Origin of the sequence: Pseudomonas sp. IT-P258 (assembly GCF_949767825.1) — a bacterium.
GTDB lineage: Bacteria > Pseudomonadota > Gammaproteobacteria > Pseudomonadales > Pseudomonadaceae > Aquipseudomonas > Aquipseudomonas monachiensis.
Window position 1 is genome coordinate 23,086 of sequence record NZ_CATKPU010000018.1, and the last position, 17,159, is coordinate 40,244.

At 59.4% G+C, this 17,159-nt stretch carries 13 protein-coding genes, 1 tRNA gene and 1 pseudogene; 3 read left to right on the forward strand and 12 right to left on the reverse strand.

Going from position 1 to position 17,159, the window contains the following annotated elements; translation table 11 throughout:
* Positions 1 to 81 precede the first annotated feature (81 nt).
* A complete protein-coding gene (gene cra, locus ACM6G4_RS06250; protein ID WP_414913282.1) occupies positions 82 to 1,077 on the forward strand; it encodes a catabolite repressor/activator in 996 nt (331 codons plus the stop codon).
* A gap of 3 nt (positions 1,078 to 1,080) precedes the next feature.
* Complete coding sequence (locus ACM6G4_RS06255) at positions 1,081 to 1,860, forward strand: TatD family hydrolase (RefSeq protein WP_056728257.1); 780 nt, start codon at positions 1,081 to 1,083, stop codon at positions 1,858 to 1,860.
* A 32-nt stretch (positions 1,861 to 1,892) separates the two neighbouring features.
* On the opposite strand, the gene ACM6G4_RS06260 is transcribed toward ACM6G4_RS06255, so the two are convergent.
* The 4 genes and pseudogenes from ACM6G4_RS06260 to ACM6G4_RS06275 form a co-directional block, all read right to left on the reverse strand.
* Positions 1,893 to 3,923, reverse strand: a complete 2,031-nt coding sequence (locus tag ACM6G4_RS06260) for a methyl-accepting chemotaxis protein (protein WP_414913283.1) — start codon at positions 3,921 to 3,923, stop codon at positions 1,893 to 1,895.
* A 279-nt stretch (positions 3,924 to 4,202) separates the two neighbouring features.
* Positions 4,203 to 5,039, reverse strand: a complete 837-nt coding sequence (ampE, locus tag ACM6G4_RS06265) for a regulatory signaling modulator protein AmpE (RefSeq protein WP_414913284.1) — start codon at positions 5,037 to 5,039, stop codon at positions 4,203 to 4,205.
* Positions 5,036 to 5,596: a 1,6-anhydro-N-acetylmuramyl-L-alanine amidase AmpD gene (ampD, locus tag ACM6G4_RS06270; protein ID WP_056728251.1), complete on the reverse strand. Its 561-nt coding sequence runs from the start codon at positions 5,594 to 5,596 to the stop codon at positions 5,036 to 5,038. Before ampD ends, ampE begins: the two co-directional genes overlap by 4 nt.
* Before the next feature lie 173 nt (positions 5,597 to 5,769).
* A pseudogene (locus ACM6G4_RS06275) lies at positions 5,770 to 7,056 on the reverse strand (DUF1631 family protein); the annotation flags it as partial.
* 262 nt (positions 7,057 to 7,318) lie between these two features.
* Here ACM6G4_RS06275 and nadC point away from each other — a divergent pair.
* The gene (gene nadC, locus ACM6G4_RS06280) at positions 7,319 to 8,167 is read left to right on the forward strand and encodes a carboxylating nicotinate-nucleotide diphosphorylase (protein WP_056728249.1); all 849 of its coding nucleotides are present in this window, start codon (positions 7,319 to 7,321) and stop codon (positions 8,165 to 8,167) included.
* A gap of 52 nt (positions 8,168 to 8,219) precedes the next feature.
* Here the strand turns inward: nadC and ACM6G4_RS06285 are convergent, their stop codons facing one another.
* From ACM6G4_RS06285 to nusA, 8 genes are all read right to left on the reverse strand, one after another.
* Entirely contained in the window at positions 8,220 to 8,525 is a 306-nt protein-coding gene (locus ACM6G4_RS06285; protein ID WP_056728247.1) for a DUF6388 family protein, read from the reverse strand.
* Positions 8,526 to 8,658: 133 nt separating this feature from the next.
* Positions 8,659 to 8,734 (reverse strand) — tRNA-Thr (locus ACM6G4_RS06290).
* A gap of 138 nt (positions 8,735 to 8,872) precedes the next feature.
* Positions 8,873 to 10,978: a polyribonucleotide nucleotidyltransferase gene (gene pnp, locus ACM6G4_RS06295; protein WP_007915263.1), complete on the reverse strand. Its 2,106-nt coding sequence runs from the start codon at positions 10,976 to 10,978 to the stop codon at positions 8,873 to 8,875.
* A gap of 206 nt (positions 10,979 to 11,184) precedes the next feature.
* On the reverse strand, positions 11,185 to 11,454 hold the full coding sequence (rpsO, locus tag ACM6G4_RS06300; protein ID WP_015093441.1) for a 30S ribosomal protein S15: 270 nt from the start codon (positions 11,452 to 11,454) through the stop codon (positions 11,185 to 11,187).
* Between the two features lie 143 nt (positions 11,455 to 11,597).
* Positions 11,598 to 12,515, reverse strand: a complete 918-nt coding sequence (gene truB, locus ACM6G4_RS06305; RefSeq protein WP_056728245.1) for a tRNA pseudouridine(55) synthase TruB — start codon at positions 12,513 to 12,515, stop codon at positions 11,598 to 11,600.
* 3 nt (positions 12,516 to 12,518) lie between these two features.
* The gene (gene rbfA, locus ACM6G4_RS06310; RefSeq protein WP_007973108.1) at positions 12,519 to 12,920 is read right to left on the reverse strand and encodes a 30S ribosome-binding factor RbfA; all 402 of its coding nucleotides are present in this window, start codon (positions 12,918 to 12,920) and stop codon (positions 12,519 to 12,521) included.
* A 159-nt stretch (positions 12,921 to 13,079) separates the two neighbouring features.
* Positions 13,080 to 15,605: a translation initiation factor IF-2 gene (gene infB, locus ACM6G4_RS06315; RefSeq protein WP_056728243.1), complete on the reverse strand. Its 2,526-nt coding sequence runs from the start codon at positions 15,603 to 15,605 to the stop codon at positions 13,080 to 13,082.
* 27 nt (positions 15,606 to 15,632) lie between these two features.
* Positions 15,633 to 17,114: a transcription termination factor NusA gene (gene nusA / locus ACM6G4_RS06320; RefSeq protein WP_007900474.1), complete on the reverse strand. Its 1,482-nt coding sequence runs from the start codon at positions 17,112 to 17,114 to the stop codon at positions 15,633 to 15,635.
* Positions 17,115 to 17,159 lie beyond the last annotated feature (45 nt).

Consider the following 17,159-nt stretch of genomic DNA (forward strand, 5'->3'; position numbering starts at 1 on the left):
TGCGACAATGGTCGCCTGCCTTAATCGGTTAGGATTGACGAAAATGTCGAGGCAATCTCGAAAAAACAAGGAAACAGCGGGTTGAAACTCAGTGATATCGCCCAGTTGGCCGGTGTGTCCGTCACCACCGCCAGCTATGTCATCAATGGCAAGGCCGAACAACAGCGCATCAGCAGCGCTACCGTCGAACGCGTGCGCGCGGTCGTCGAACAACATGGCTTCACGCCTAACCCACAGGCTGCCGGTTTGCGCAGCCGGCACACCCGCACATTGGGGTTCATTCTGCCGGATCTGGAAAACCCCAGTTACGCGCGAATCGCCAAATTGCTGGAGCAAGGTGCGCGGGCCCGGGGTTATCAGTTGCTGATCGCCAGTTCCGACGATGCACCGGACAGCGAACGGCAACTGCTGCAACTGTTCCGCGCCCGGCGCTGCGACGCACTGATCGTTGCCAGCTGCCTGCCGGCCGGCGACGACAGTTATCGCCAATTGCAGGCCAAGGGCATTCCGATCATCGCCATCGACCGGGTCATGGAACCCGAGCATTTCTGCTCGGTGATCAGTGACGACCGCGAGGCCAGCCTGCAACTGACCCGCAGCCTGCTCGATCCCTTGCCCAAACAGATCGCGCTGATCGGCGCCCGCCCGGAGCTCAGCATCAGTCAGGAACGCTCCGCCGGCTTCAAAGAGGCGCTCGCCGGGTTCAACGGTGAGGTGCTGATCGAAGAAGGTGAGTCCTTCAGCCGCGAGTGCGGTAAACAATTGATGGAAGAGTTGCTGCAGCGCCTGGGCCATTTGCCCGATGCCCTGGTGACCACATCCTACGTGCTGCTTCAGGGTGTGTTCGATGCGCTGCACGACTTCCCGCTGAAAAACCGCCCGCTGCGCCTCGGCACGTTCGGCGACACCCAGTTGCTGGACTTCCTGCCGCTGCCGGTCAACGCCATGGCCCAGCAACACCAGCTGATCGCCGACATGGCCCTCGCGCTGGCCCTGGCAGCCGTCGAGCAGTCGGATTACCGGCCCGGCGTGCAAGCCATCGCGCGCACGTTCAAGCAGCGTATTCGCCAGGACTGAACCGTGGAGCTGATCGACACCCACACCCATCTGGACTTTCCAGACTTCGACGCCGACCGTCAGGCCCTGCTGGCCGAAAGCCGCGCCCTCGGAGTGCGGCGGATGGTGGTGCTGGGGGTTTATCAGGCCAATTGGCAGCGGGTCTGGGAGTTGGTGCAGAGTGACCCCGACCTGCACGCCGCGTTCGGATTGCACCCGGTGTACCTGGACGATCATCAACCGGAACACCTGAGCGAACTCGGCGACTGGCTGACTCGCCTGGCCGGCCATCGGCAACTGTGTGCGGTCGGCGAGATCGGCCTGGACTACTTCATCGAAACCCTGGACCGCGACGGCCAGCAGGCGTTGTTCGAGGCGCAATTGCAATTGGCGGCGGATTTCGACCTTCCGGCCTTGATCCATGTGCGGCGTAGCCATGCGGCGGTGATTGCCACGCTCAAACGGTTTCGCCTGAAACGGGCCGGCATCATCCACGCCTTTGCCGGCAGCAAGGAAGAAGCCCGGGAATACATCAAGCTTGGCTTCAAACTGGGCCTCGGCGGTGCCGCGACCTGGCCGCAGGCGCTGCGCATGCACCGCGTGCTCGCCGAGCTGCCACTGGATTCTGTGGTGCTGGAAACCGACTCGCCGGACATGGCCCCTGCCATGTTCCCCGGCCAGCGCAACAGCCCCGCACACCTGCCAGCGATCTGCGCGGCACTGGCCGACATCATGGCAATCAGCCCCGAGCAATTGGCCGCGGCCAGTACGGCCAATGCCTGCGAGTTGTTTAACTGGTCATGACTGCCCGCTCCCACAGGGTACCGAGGAGAATTTCAGACCCGGAATGCGCTGATCAACTGCTTCAACTCCACGACCTGGGCCGACAACGCCCGGCTGGCATCTTCGGTCTGATGTGCGCCTTCAGCGGTACGCTCTCCGGCGCGATTGATCTCGACGATGTTCTGGTCGATGTCGTGGGCCACGGCTGTTTGCTGCTCCACGGCCGCGGCAATCTGCTGGTTCTGGTCGACGATCATGCCGACCGCGCCCAGGATGTTTTCCAGCGCCCGCTGGACCTTCTCCGACTGCCCGACCGTGCCGCTGGCCATTTCATGGCTGGTGCCCATGGCCTTGACCGCCGCGCCGACACCGCCATGGAGCCTGGCGATCATCTGCTCGATTTCTTCGGTCGATTGCTGGGTTCGTTTGGCCAGGGTCCGGACTTCATCGGCTACCACGGCGAAACCACGCCCCTGCTCGCCGGCCCGTGCCGCCTCGATGGCGGCATTGAGCGCCAGCAGGTTGGTCTGCTCGGCGATACTCTTGATCACTTCGAGCACGCGGCTGATGGACTGGCTGTCGCTGGCCAGTTGGTTGATCACCAGTACCGATTGATCGATCTCGTTGGCCAGCGCGGCAATGCTGCCTTGTTGCGACTCCACCAGGCCGCGGCCACTGATGGTTTCATCGTTGACACTGTGGGCACTGCTCACTGCCGCGGCGGCACTGCGCGCGACCTCCTGGGATGTGGCCGACATCTGGTTCATGGCCGTGGCCACTTGTTCGATCTGCGTGCGCTGCCCGGCGACGGCCTGGTTGCTTTGCGCGGAAACGCTTTCCACTTGCCCGGCCTGACGCTCGACTTCACTGACGGTCTGCCCCACCCGCTCGATCAGGTCATGGATTTTTTTCACGGTGCCGTTGAACACCTCGCCCAACTCCCCCAGCTCATCACGGCTATGGGCGCTGAAGGTCACGGTCATATCGCCGGCCGCCACCTTGTCCATCACCGCGCCCAGGCGCTTGAGCGTGGTGCGGGTCGAGACGTAGAACGCGCCGTAGAGATAAAAGATCAACACAAACACGACTGACAGCGCCACGGCCTGCAAGACCATGTGCGTGCGGTTCTGCTCCAGGCGTTGCTGCAACTGCGGGCCCAGATACTTCAGGGTGGCTTCGTTGAGTTGGTAGGTCTGGTCCATCAGGGCGCTGACCTGATCGTAAAAACCCTGCCACGGCGCGTCGAGGGTATCGGCCATGACCACTTGTTCTTCGAACAGCTCGCTGGCTTTCTTCAAGGATGCCCGGCTGCTATCGGCCTGAGCGGCCAGGTTATCGCGTGCGGCTTTGCTGGAACCCAGGGCATCCTGCAACTTCAGGCCATACTCGGCCTGGAGCTTTTCAATCTGCGCCAGCAACTCATCGAAACGGGTACTCGAAGCCGAGTTGATGAACCCCTGCCCCAACGAGTAAGACCCCATTGCCCGACCTTCGCCCAGGAGCTGGGTGACTCGTGGCGTGACGAGGGTGACGAGCTCACTCAACTGGCGCATGTCGCTCTGGTTGTCGCGACTGAGGCCGGACTGATTAGTGATGAGCTGGCTGAAAATCTGCGCGCTGCCCACCAGCTTGCCGATCAGGGCACTTTTGCTTTGCAGGGAGTTTTCCGTTTGCTGGGCCTTGAACGCGGCGATCATTTCATCGCGTTTGCCATCAAACACCGCGACCTGCTCCGGGTCGCTGGTCATCGCCGCCAGCCCTTGCAGGCGAGTCAGAATACTCTGCTCAAGGGCGCTGATCTTCGATTCGACATTGCCGGCCTTGCCGGATTGGCCGAGGCTGACATTGATCTGAACCAGGTTGTTCAGGGTTTCCAGATCACGCCGCAACGCCAGGCTGCTGCCCAACAGGTCGAGACTTTGCAGTTCGATGCGCGTGCCCTGGAATTCGCGGTAGGAGTCACGCACCAGATAGAAGTTGGTCACCAGCATCGGCACCAGGAACAGTACGCTGATCAGGCTGAACTTCATGCCGAAGCTCAGGCGGTTCATCAGTGCGACAGCGGGATAGAGCAAGCTCTTCACTGGATGTCTCCCTTCAATTTCTTATTTTTTTTATTGGCAGGCGCAGACAGACGGCAGATAGCCACTATTCGACGCTATCTCTGTATAACTTAAATCGGCAGGAGGTTTTGTAACTTAAGGTTAACGACAGGGCGAAACACTTCGGACAAGTGATCGCCCCCGTGGCGAGGGAGCTTGCTCCCGTCCGGCTGCGCAGCAGTCGTTGTTGAATTGAATGGGGGGCGACTGCGTCGCCCAGCGGGAGCAAGCTCCCTCGCCACAATGGCTCTGACTGCCGGACTAATGCAGGACCGTCCACAACGCAAACCCGGCATACCAGAGCACCGCCGCACGTAGCAGCAGCGCCCAGATACGGTCCAGATTGTTGATACCTTCCACGCCAGCCACCGGCGCCGGAATTTCACCGGCCACCAGCCCGACTTTCACGATCAATTGCGCGGCGCTGATATTCCAGTTCAGCAGCTCATGCAGCATGACCCGACTGACCGCGACAAAATTGCCGACCAACGCCAGGCTCGCCGCCAGAAGGCGCACCGGCAACCAGTCGAAGGCGTGACGCAGTTGCCCGGCGCGCTCGACCACCGCCGGGGTTTTCCCGTGCTCTTCGGCCAGCGCCAGCAGGCGATAACTCAGCGCCGCGACCGGACCCAACAGGAAGTACCAGAAAATCACCGCGAAAAAGCTCTGGTAGGCCTCCCACAGCAAATGCCCTTCGACCTGTTCCAGTAGCTGTTCACCATTGTCTGCGCAGATATCCAGGTCGCGCTTGGCGACATGGGCCGCCGCTTGCAGGTCCTCCCGACGCCAGGCATCGCGGAACGGCCCGAGATCGCCCAGCAGATCACCGCGCCCCAGGCTGTAGATCACCACCAGCAAATGAATTGGCAACGCCAACAACCCATAGGCCACCGGCTCGATGACAACCAGCAGCAAAGCCAGCAACGCCACCGGCAACAAGACCAGTGCCGCCAGCACCAGCCATGGTCGGTTCGAAAGTCGCGGGCTGGCTTCAAGCTTGTTCAGCTCGTGTGTCCAGCCATTGTCACGCTGAACCCGATGGCGCAGGGCCGAGAACTTCTCGATCCACACCGCCAACAGCAACACCAGAAAACTCATCGTCCTTCCTCTTGTGCCAGGGCGGCACGATAGCGTGCCCAGTCGAACGCCGGCCCTGGATCGGTTTTGCGCCCCGGTGCAATGTCGCTGTGCCCGCAGATGCGCTCTGTGGTGATTGCCGTGAACGCCTGTTGCAACTGGCGGGTCAGGGCTGTCAACGCGCTGTATTGCGCGTCGGTGAACGGAAGATCATCCGTGCCTTCGAGCTCGATGCCCACGGAAAAATCGTTACAGGTTTCCCGCCCCTCGAAGCACGAGACACCCGCATGCCACGCACGCTCAAGGCACGAAACAAACTGGGTGACAGTACCGTCTCGCTCGATCAGAAAATGCGCCGACACCCGCAAATCCGCGATCCCTTCAAAATAGGGGTGTTCGGTGACATCCAGACGATTCTGGAAAAACTCCTGCACCTTGCCGGTGGCGAACTGCGCCGGCGGCAGGCTGATGTTATGGATCACCAGCAGGGAAATTTCGCCTGTGGGGCGCGCATTGAAGTTGGGTGAGGGGCAGACATGCGCACCCTGAATCCAACCGCTCGCGGGGTCCAACTGCATACCGATTCCTTCAATGTCGACAGTATTGGCACAGTATGCCGCGATAATCCCCCGGGGCGCGATCACTTGCCGCGATTGAGACGCTTTAGGTTGCCGATCACCGACTCCAGTGCACGCTCGAACAGCAAGGTATCGTCAAGCATTCGCGCCACGCCGTTGCGCAGCTCCGGGGCCAGGTCAATGCGGCTTCGCTCGTCCTGGGTAACCGCGAGAAAATCAGCCAGCAATTCGGAAAATATCGCCGGGTCATCGACAAAGTCATTCAACAGGCGCTGTACGACCTGGTCGATGCGCACGTACAGGCTGTCACGCTCATGATCGTCACAGGCTCCCCGCTCCATGGCCGCGTTGGCGATTTCGTTGAGCAGACGTCGCGCCGGATGACTGCTGCGGCTGAAGAAGCTCTTGTCGAGCAGCGCCACCTTGACCAGTGGAATCTGCACTCGGCCGACCAGCGCCTTGAGGGAGTCCGGCAGGTTGCGATCATCGAGCATGCATTCGAAAAGCAGGGCAACCAGGTTGATCACATCCTCATCGGCCTCCCCGAAAACCCGCGACCTGCCGCTTTTGACGCTGACCCGGGTCAACAACAGTTCGAGTTGATTGCGCAGATCGAAATCATCGACGGCCGCCGGTGCCGGCACGTATTGCTGCAAGTGCGAAAGCAGGCGCAACAGATCTCGCGTGGAAATCGGATCGGGGCCCTCGTCGGTCAGTCCGCCCGTGACGCTTTGGTCAGGTCGGTCCGTGGTGCGACGCACCGGGGCCGGTTTCAGGTCGGGCAACACACCGATGGCGAGCAGCAACTGATTGGCTTCTGCGTAAAGCTGATCGACCTCGCTGAGGACATAGCGCTCAAACAAAGTGAGGATGATCAGCTTGACCTTGATCTCCAGCCCCAACTGGCGTGCGGCTTGCAAAAAGTACTCGCAGAACATCGCCGGACCCAGGGGATTGTGCAGATCGCCCGGCTCCTTGCCCAACAAGGCACAGAGCCGGGCCGTCAGTTGGTCCAAGGCGAAACCGTCGCGGTCCAGCACTCGGTTGACCATCGCTTGCACTGCGACCGTGCGCTCGCGCTCGTCATCGGGTTGCACCGTCGAGGTATTGGTATCCAGGGTCTGGGGCAAAGCCGCAAGCACGCTTTCGTATTGGGCGAGACGGATAAACGCGGCGAAAAACTGTTCGAGAAAAACCCGTTCGATGCTTTTGCGCTTGAGGCGCAAATCGCGCATCGCTTGAAAGAAGATGTTCTGTTCGACGTCACAGTGGGCGCGGTCGGCCATTTCGAAGAGGGTGTCGTCGGCGTTATCGAACAACGCCTGCAATCCGTGCCGCAGCTGTTGCGCGGCCTTGTCGCGAACCTGGAGAAGAATCGCCGGCAGGCGGGCGAGTGGCGAGTGAGCCACCTGGTCGGTAGTTGCCTTGTGCAAAGGCACTACATTCCCGTCGTTGTGCATTCGGTCTCCCAGGAACGGTTTTGCCTCGACTCGTCAAACTCATGACGTCAAATACAAGGCGGATTATCTTGAAAAGCTCCCCTTTGCGCCAGAAAACTCTGCATCAGCTCTCAAACAGGCGTTTGCTCGGCAACAATGAACAACGCGACAACGGCAGGGATTCGACCAAATGCAGGCGCCAGTGCCAACGTAACGCTCTGATGCCTTGGGTTGGTCCGTGCCATGGCCCTATAATCGAGCCACTTTGTTTGTGGAGTCCGTTATGCCGAATCTACGTCTCGCCGATCTGACCGCCGAAATCGAAGCCAACGTGCGCCGTGCGTTGCGTGAAGACATCGGCAGCGGCGACATCACCGCACAGTTGATCCCGGCCGAACGCCTGGCCAAAGCCACCATCATTACCCGCGATGCGGCCGTCATCAGCGGCACCGCCTGGGTGGATAACGTGTTTCGGCAACTGGACCCACGGGTGGCGGTGCACTGGCAGGTTGCCGACGGTGAACGGGTGACACCCAATCAGGTGCTGTTCCACCTCGAAGGCCCTGCACGTTCGCTGCTGACCGGCGAACGCAGCGCCCTCAACTTCTTGCAACTGCTCTCCGGCGTGGCGACCCGTGCGCAATACCTGGCGGACTTCGTGGCCGAGACTCAGGTCAAGCTGCTGGACACCCGCAAAACACTGCCGGGGCTGCGCCTGGCGCAAAAGTACGCCGTAACCTGCGGCGGTTGCCATAACCACCGCATCGGCCTGTATGACGCCTTCCTGATCAAGGAAAACCACATCGCCGCCAGCGGCGGCATCGCGCAGGCCATCGCCGCCGCGCACAAGATCGCCCCGGGCAAACCGGTCGAGATTGAAGTGGAAAGCCTGGATGAATTGAAAGAAGCGCTGGCGGCCGGTGCCGACATCATCATGCTCGACGAACTGAGCCTGGACGACATGCGCGAAGCCGTGCGCCTGAACGCCGGCAAGGCCAAGCTGGAGGCCAGCGGCGGGATCAACGAAAATACGTTGCTGCCCATCGCCGAAACCGGGGTGGATTATATTTCGATTGGTGCGATGACCAAGGATGTGAAGGCGGTAGACCTGTCGATGCGACTGAGCCTCTGATCGCGCCGCGCCGCATGAAAAACGCCAGCCTCTTCAAGGCTGGCGTTTTTTGTCAGACCACCAGATTGTTCATCTCGCAGTACTCTTCCCACTCGACGCCCAACACCTCGGCCGCTTCTTTGTGCAGCTTCAGGCGTTCTGCTTCGTATTCTTCCGGCGTTGAGGTGTACTTGAGCGTCAGCTCCCACGGCTGCAGGCCCTGGGCTTCCGCCTCGTCCTCGAAAGCCCATTGAATCTGGTCTTTCTGATCATCGGGACTCAGGTCCTTGATCTCCTCCATCAGATCCGGCACATCCAGCACGTACTTTTTCAGTGCTTCTTCGTGTCGGGCTTCTTGGGTCAATTCTTTTATTGTCATGGCGTTCTCGTTGATCTGGGGAATGGAAGATGGATCTGGATCATCAAGGATCTCTCTGACGCAAAAAAACCGTATCAAGCATGGTTTTTCTGGCCTTCAGAACCATTCGGGATCATCTGAAAACAAGTGTTGCTGGTGCCCGAGACAGGAATCGAACCTGCGACCTTCGCGTTACGAGTGCGCTGCTCTACCGGCTGAGCTACACGGGCGGTGGGCTAAACCTAGCACTGACTTCAGGGGCAGGCAACTTCCGGAACGTCTCAATTTCCTGCCGACAAAAAAATGCCCCACAGCTTTCACTGCGGGGCATTTTTTATAACGTTGAAGCGGTCAGGCGTGAGGCTTGATTAAACGCCCGAAGCCTTGGCTGCCGCCACGTCTTTGATGGACAGCTTGATACGGCCGCGGTTGTCCACGTCCAGTACCAGTACTTCCACTTCCTGGCCTTCTTTCAGGATGTCGGTCACTTTCTCAACGCGAGCATCGCTCAGCATGGAGATGTGAACCAGACCGTCCTTGCCCGGCAGGATGTTGACGAATGCGCCGAAGTCGACGATGCGCTCAACCTTACCGACATAGATCTTGCCGATCTCGGCTTCAGCGGTGATGCCCAGAACGCGCTGACGAGCAGCTTCCGCCGCTTCCTTGGTTTCGCCGAAGATCTTGATCGAACCGTCGTCTTCGATGTCGATCGAAGCCTTGGTTTCTTCACAGATCGCACGAATGGTCGCGCCGCCTTTACCGATGACGTCACGGATTTTGTCGGTGTCGATCTTCATCGCGATCATGGTCGGAGCGTTGGCCGACAATTCGGTACGCGACTGGCCAATGATCTGGTTCATCTGGCCGAGGATGTTCAGGCGCGCTTCCAGGGCTTGGCCCAGAGCGATTTCCATGATCTCTTCGGTGATTCCCTTGATCTTGATGTCCATCTGCAGCGCGGTGACGCCTTTGGCGGTACCCGCTACCTTGAAGTCCATGTCGCCCAGGTGGTCTTCGTCACCCAGGATGTCGGTCAGGACGGCGAATTTCTCGCCTTCTTTAACCAGACCCATGGCGATACCGGCAACCGGCGCCTTCATTGGCACACCAGCGTCCATCAGGGCCAGGGAAGCGCCACAAACGGAAGCCATCGAGCTCGAACCGTTGGATTCGGTGATTTCCGACACAACACGGATGGTGTACGGGAACACGTCAGCGGCAGGCAGCATGGCCGAAACCGAACGACGGGCCAGACGGCCGTGACCGATTTCGCGACGACCAGCACCACCCATGCGACCACACTCGCCTACCGAGAACGGAGGGAAGTTGTAGTGCAGCATGAACGGGTCTTTTTTCTCGCCTTCCAGGGTGTCCAGCAGTTGTGCGTCACGGGCAGTACCCAGTGTTGCAACGACCAGAGCCTGGGTTTCGCCACGAGTGAACAGAGCCGAACCGTGGGTCTTTGGCAGAACACCGACTTCGATGTTCAACGGACGTACGGTCTTGGTGTCGCGACCGTCGATACGTGGCTTGCCGTTAACGATGTTTTCGCGAACGGTGCGGTATTCGATTTCGCCGAAAGCCGCTTTGACTTCGCTGGAAGAAGGCTGGCCTTCTTCACCGGACAGCTTGGCAACGACCTGGTCCTTCAACTCGCCCAGGCGAGCGTAACGGTCGGCCTTGACGGTGATGGTGTAGGCCTGGGAGATCGCTTCGCCGAACTCGGCACGGATAGCGCCCAGCAGTTCGGTGGCTTCTGGCGCAGGTGCCCAGGTCCAGGTCGGCTTGGCAGCTTCAGCGGCCAGTTCCTTGACGGCGTTGATCACAACCTGGAACTCGTCGTGAGCAAACAGTACCGCGCCCAGCATCTGGTCTTCGGTCAGCTCTTTGGCTTCCGATTCAACCATCAGCACGGCGTCCGAAGTACCGGCAACGACCATGTCCAGGCTCGAGGCAGCCTGTTGCTCGTAGGTCGGGTTCAGCAGGTAGCCGGTGCTTTCGTGGAAGGCAACGCGGGCAGCGCCGATCGGGCCATCGAAAGGAATGCCGGAGATTGCCAGAGCAGCCGAGGTACCGATCATCGCAGCGATGTCCGGATCGGTCTTCTTGCTGGTGGAAACGACGGTGCAGACAACCTGCACTTCGTTCATGAAGCCTTCGGGGAACAGCGGACGGATCGGACGGTCGATCAGTCGGGAAGTCAGGGTTTCTTTCTCGGAAGGACGGCCTTCGCGCTTGAAGAAACCGCCAGGGATCTTACCGGCAGCGTAAGTCTTTTCCTGGTAGTGAACAGACAGAGGGAAGAAGCCCTTGCCTGGATCGGCTTGTTTTGCACCGACTACGGTCACCAATACGCTGACGTCGTCGTCAACGGTGACCAATACTGCGCCGGAGGCCTGACGGGCGATACGGCCAGTCTCGAGGGTAACGGTCGACTGACCGAACTGGAATTTTTTGATTACCGGGTTCACGGTGTCCTACCTTCTTTGTGGCTCTTGGGGGAACTGGTTTCTTGCGAAATTCTTGGGCAATGTCGGGAGTCGGCCCGACCGGTTTGTCCAGGTGCTACTCAGGCAAAGCAGGTATCCAGATAAAACTTGAGGCTGGGAGCCTGCCATGCGCCAACGGGAAACCCGCTGGTGCACGACAGACAACCAACCTCTAGCGCAATCGCTTATTAGCGACGCAGACCCAGGCGACCGATCAGAGTCTGATAGCGACCCAGATCCTTGCCTTTCAGGTAGTCCAGCAGCTTACGACGCTGGTTAACCATGCGGATCAGACCACGACGGGAGTGGTGGTCTTTACCGTTGGCCTTGAAGTGACCTTGCAGTTTGTTGATGTTGGCGGTCAGCAGTGCAACTTGCACTTCTGGCGAACCGGTGTCACCAACAGCTTGCTGGTAGTCAGCTACGATTTGAGCTTTTTCTTGAACGTCGAGAGCCATGAGGCAATCCTTTTATCAGGAAACTGTTTGTCGAAAAACAGTTTCAACAGGCCAGGGACAAATCCCTGTATCTAAAAATGAGTAGTGACCGTGCCTGTTGACAGCCACCCTCGCCAGTCTGCTGTTACACAGACTGGTTTCGGTCATTCTGACCGAATCAGTCGACGCGGCGCGATGCGCCCGTCTTCGCTCACTTCACCGATACCGATGAAACGACCATTGTGATCCTGTACCCGCACCATGCCGAACTTCGGAGCATCCGGGGCACGTACCGGCTGGCCGTTGAGCCAGTAGAACGCACTCGCTTCCGAGAACTGCAACAGTGGCCAATCCAGCAGGCCGCTGTCCGATGGCATCAGGAAGCGATCGACCGCTTCGTTGCCGCCTTCGGCATGTACCGCTTCCAGCTCTTCGAGGGTAACCGTCTGCGCCAGGGTGAATGGCCCGGCCTGGGTACGTCGCAGTTCTGCAACGTAAGCGCCACAACCGAGTTGCTCACCGATATCCTCCACCAGGGTGCGGATATAGGTGCCTTTAGTGCAATCCACCGCCAGCCGCGCAGTATCACCTTCGAAGGCCAGTAATTCCAAGCGCGTAATAGTAACAGAACGCGGTTCGCGCTCCACTACTTCGCCTGCACGAGCCAGCTTGTACAGCGGCTGGCCATCACGCTTGAGCGCCGAGTACATCGGCGGTATCTGACTGATTTGCCCACGAAATTTCGGCAGTACAGCCTCGATATCGGGGCGACCAACGGTCACCGGGCGTTCCTGCAAAACTTCACCCTCGGCATCCGCCGTGGTGGTGGTCTTGCCCAGTTGCGCCAGGGTTTCATAACCCTTGTCGGAGTCGAGCAGGTATTGTGAGAACTTGGTGGCCTCGCCAAAGCACAGCGGCAACACGCCGGTGGCCAAGGGATCGAGACTGCCGGTATGACCTGCCTTTTCGGCGTTCAGCAACCAGCGAACCTTCTGCAAGGCCGCGTTGGAGGTGAACCCCAGCGGCTTGTCGAGAAGGATAATGCCGCTGACGTTACGACGGATACGTTTGACCTGAGCCACCGATTACTCCTTGGTGTCTTCGGCTTCTGCCGCAACCGGATGCTGATTGTCTTCAGCCACTGCGCGCTCGATCAATGCCGACAGATGCGCACCACGCACGACGCTTTCGTCGTAGTGGAAGTGCAGCTGTGGAACGCTGCGCAGTTTCATCTCGCGAGCCAGCTGCATACGCAGGAAACCGGCGGCGGAGTTGAGCACCTTGATGCTTTGTGCAATTTCTTCGGCGCTGTCCTGCCCCATCACGGTGATGAAGATCTTGGCGTGACCGACGTCACGGCTGACTTCCACTGCGGTAATGGTGACCAGGCCGACGCGCGGGTCTTTGACTTCACGACGGATCAGTTGTGCAAGCTCGCGCTGCATCTGATCGCCGATGCGTTGGGTACGGCTATATTCTTTTGCCATGTCTTGTTACCTGTTACTGCCCCACGGTGAAACCCGTAAGGTCTGAAAGCGGCAAACGCCCGGCCTGACAAAAGCCAGACCGGGCGTTGCGTTTAGAGTCCTGGTGACGAGCTGCGCATTTGCATGCGACGCCCCGTCACGGCTCCTGAAGTGCGCGAATTAGAGGCTGCGAGCAACCTGCACCTTCTCGAAGACTTCGATCTTGTCACCGACCTTGACGTCGTTGTAGCTCTTCACGCCGATACCGCATTCCATGCCGGCACGTACTTCGGATGCGTCATCCTTGAAGCGGCGCAGGGATTCCAGCTCGCCTTCGAAGATAACGATGTCTTCACGCAGTACACGGATCGGACGGTTACGGTGCACAACACCTTCGATAACCATGCAACCGGCGATCGCGCCAAACTTCGGCGAACGGAACACGTCACGCACTTCGGCGATACCCAGGATGTTCTCGCGAACATCGCTGCCGAGCATACCGGTCAGGGCTTTCTTGACGTCTTCGATGATGTCGTAGATCACGTTGTAGTAACGCATATCCAGACCTTCCTGCTCGACGATCTTGCGCGCGCCGGCATCGGCACGCACGTTGAAGCCGAACAGTACAGCGTTGGAGGCCAGTGCCAGGTTGGCGTCGGATTCGGTGATACCACCGACACCGCCACCCACTACACGCACTTGCACTTCGTCGTTACCCAGGCCGTTCAAGGCACCGTTCAACGCTTCCAGCGAACCACGGACGTCGGATTTGAGGACGATGTTGAGCGTCTTCTTCTCTTCCTGACCCATGTTTTCGAAGATGTTTTCCAGCTTGCCGGCGTGAGCACGGGCCAGCTTGACTTCGCGGAACTTGCCTTGACGGAACAGAGCCACTTCACGGGCTTTCTTCTCGTCGGCAACCACGCTCATCTCGTCGCCAGCATCCGGGGTACCGTCCAGGCCGAGGATCTCGACAGGGATGGCCGGACCGGCTTCCTTGATTGGCTTGCCGTTCTCGTCGAGCATGGCACGTACACGGCCATAGTTCGAACCGACCAGGACCATGTCGCCTTGGCGCAGGGTACCGTCTTGAACCAGAACGGTAGCCACCGGGCCACGGCCCTTGTCCAGACGGGACTCAACCACAACGCCACGGCCAGGAGCCGAAGGAGTTGCAGTCAGTTCCAGGACTTCGGCTTGCAGCAATACGGCTTCGAGCAGTTCGTCGACGCCAGTACCCATCTTCGCCGAGACCGGTACGAACGGAGTGTCACCACCCCACTCTTCCGACGTCACGCCGTGAACCGACAGTTCGCTACGGATGCGATCGAGGTCAGCACCTGGCTTGTCGATCTTGTTCACTGCAACAACCAGTGGCACACCAGCCGCTACCGCGTGCTGGACAGCTTCAATGGTCTGCGGCATCACGCCGTCGTCCGCTGCAACCACCAGGATCACGATGTCGGTCGCCTTGGCACCACGGGCACGCATTGCGGTAAACGCAGCGTGACCAGGGGTGTCGAGGAACGTCACCATGCCACGGTCGGTTTCAACGTGGTATGCGCCGATGTGCTGGGTGATACCACCGGCTTCGCCAGCAGCAACCTTGGCACGACGGATGTAGTCGAGCAGGGAAGTCTTACCGTGGTCAACGTGGCCCATTACGGTCACGACTGGTGCACGGGAAACTGCCTCGCCTTCAAACTTCAGGGACTCGGCCAGGGAGTCTTCCAGGGCGGTGTCGCTGACCAGGGTCACTTTGTGGCCCAGCTCTTCGGCAACCAACTGGGCAGTTTCCTGATCCAGTACCTGGTTGATGGTCGCTGGAGTACCCAGTTTGAACATGAACTTGATGATTTCAGCAGCCTTCACCGACATCTGCTGGGCGAGATCGCCAACAGTGATGGTTTCGCCGATCTTCACTTCGCGCACGACAGGGCCGGTAGGGCTCTGGAAACCGTGGGCGTTGCGCTTCTTCAGCTTGGCCTTGCCGCGACCACCACGACGGAAGCTATCGCTTTCTTCGTCGGTAGTACGTGGGGCAACACGTGGAGCCGGAGCCTTTTCCTTGACCGAAGCACGATGCGGAGCGTTTTTGCGCTCGCCATCGCCGCTACCGCGACGATTGCTGTCGTCGGCACGTGGCTTGTCCGGACGGCGCTGTTCGTCACGCTTGCGGGTATCGGCCGCAGGCGCTGGAGCAGCCGCCACAACCGGTGCGCTTTCGCGAACTGGCTCGGCCACCGCAGCAGGCGCTGCAACAGGTACGGCTTGAGCGGTCGACGCAGCAGCAGGCTGGCGACGCGCTTCTTCTTCGGCGCGACGCTTGGCTTCTTCTTCAGCCTTCTGACGAGCAGCATTTTCTACTGCGCGACGTTCATCCAGTTCACGCTTGCGCTCGGCTTCGATTTCTTCCGGGCTGCGCTGTACGAAGACCTTCTTCTTGCGTACTTCAACGCTGATGCTCTTGCTGCCAGCAACACGCAGGGTGCTGGTGGTTTTACGCTGCAGCGTAATCTTGCGTGGTTCTTCCACTTTCGCCTTGTGGCTGCTTTTCAAGTGAGTCAGCAACGATTGCTTCTCACTGTCAGTCACATGTTCTTCGGCGGCGGTGTGCGGCAGACCTGCCTCACGCATCTGCTGCAACAGGCGCTCTACCGGTGTTTTGACCTCATCGGCCAGTTGTTTCACCGTGACTTGCGTCATGCACTTCTCTCCTCAGGCCGCGCCTAATTACTCGAACCAGTGGGCTCGGGCGGCCATGATCAACTTGCCGGCACGATCATCGTCAATGCCGTCGATGTCGAGCAGGTCGTCAATAGACTGCTCGGCCAGGTCTTCGCGGGTAATTACGCCGCGCACCGCCAGTTCCATCGCCAAATCCTTGTCCATACCCTCAAGCGAGAGCAGGTCTTCGGCCGGATGGGCGTCTGCCAGCTTTTCCTCAGTAGCGATGGCTTTGGTCAACAAACGATCCTTGGCACGAGCGCGAAGCTCGTTGACGGTTTCTTCGTCAAAGCCGTCGATGTTGAGCATTTCTTCCAACGGTACGTAGGCAATCTCTTCCAGGCTGGTGAAGCCTTCATCTACCAGCACCTGTGCCAGGTCTTCGTCGACTTCCAGCTCGTCGATGAAGTTGCGCAGGATGTCGCCGGTTTCTGCTTGCTGCTTAGCCTGGATGTCCGATTCGGTCATCACGTTCAGGGTCCAGCCAGTCAACTGGCTGGCCAGACGCACGTTCTGACCACCGCGACCGATGGCCTGAGCCAGATTGTCTGCGCCAACGGCGATGTCCATTGCATGGGCATCTTCGTCAACGATAATTGCCGCCACTTCAGCCGGCGACATTGCATTGATCACGAACTGAGCCGGGTTATCGTCCCACAGGACGATGTCCACACGCTCACCGCCCAACTCGCCGGACACTGCCTGGACGCGCGAACCGCGCATACCGATGCAAGCGCCTTGCGGATCAATGCGTTTGTCCTTGGAGCGGACCGCGATCTTGGCGCGCGAACCCGGGTCGCGGGACGCAGCCATTACTTCGATCAGGCCTTCGGCGATTTCCGGCACTTCGATGCGGAACAACTCGATCAGCATTTCCGGCGCGGTACGCGACAGGATCAGCTGCGGGCCGCGGTTCTCGGTGCGGATTTCCTTGAGCAGCGCACGCAGACGCACGCCAACCCGGAAAGTTTCGCGAGAAATGATGTCTTCACGGGCCAGCAACGCTTCAGCGTTGTTGCCCAGATCAACGATCACGTTGTCGCGGGTGACTTTTTTCACGGTGCCGGAGATGATTTCACCCAGGCGCTCGCGGTAAGCGTCAACAACCTGAGCGCGCTCGGCTTCGCGAACTTTCTGCACGATGACCTGCTTGGCAGTCTGTGCAGCGATGCGGCCGAACTCGATGGACTCGATCTTCTCTTCTACGACGTCACCGACCTTGGCACCAGGATGCGTTTCGGCAACCTTGCTCGGCCAGGTTTCGATGGCCGGATCGTCCAGGTCTGCTTCTTCGACGACCGTCCAGCGACGGAATGTCTCGTATGCACCCGTGTGGCGGTTGATTTCCACACGCAGATCAACTTCGTCTTCGAAACGCTTCTTGGTAGCAGTGGCCAGGGCCAGCTCCAGCGCTTCAAAAATCACGTTTGCCGGTACGCCCTTTTCATTGGATACCGACTCAACAACCAGCAGTACTTCTTTGCTCATCGTACGCCTCGCCTTTCGCAAGCCATTGGATCCGCGGGATCCGCA